Origin of the sequence: Alcanivorax sp. UBA3183 (assembly GCF_002364155.1) — a bacterium.
GTDB lineage: Bacteria > Pseudomonadota > Gammaproteobacteria > Pseudomonadales > Alcanivoracaceae > Alcanivorax > Alcanivorax jadensis.
The window spans coordinates 2,330-2,566 of sequence record NZ_DEXN01000035.1; the positions used below are offsets into that span (position 1 = coordinate 2,330).

At 63.3% G+C, this 237-nt stretch carries 1 pseudogene; it reads left to right on the forward strand.

Annotation, left to right across the window (positions count from 1 at the left end):
• A pseudogene (locus B3Q33_RS11515) lies at window positions 1–193 on the forward strand (2-hydroxychromene-2-carboxylate isomerase); the annotation flags it as partial.
• Between the last annotated feature and the right edge of the window lie 44 nt (window positions 194–237).

The following is a 237-nucleotide window of genomic DNA, read 5'->3' on the forward strand; positions in this document are numbered from 1 at the left end:
GAACCGGGCCCGCCGCTGGCTGGACGACGACAGCTGGCGCGACCGTGCCGAAGACAACCGCAACGCCATGATGGCCGCCGGCAGTTGGGGCGTACCCAGCTTCCTGACCGAAAACACCATGGTCTGGGGGCAGGATCGCTTTGCGGTGATCGAGGCATGCCTGCTAGCCTCACAGGCCGATGACAAAGACTGAGATAACCTAATCTTCACTCCAGTAGGAGCGGCGCTTGAGCCGCG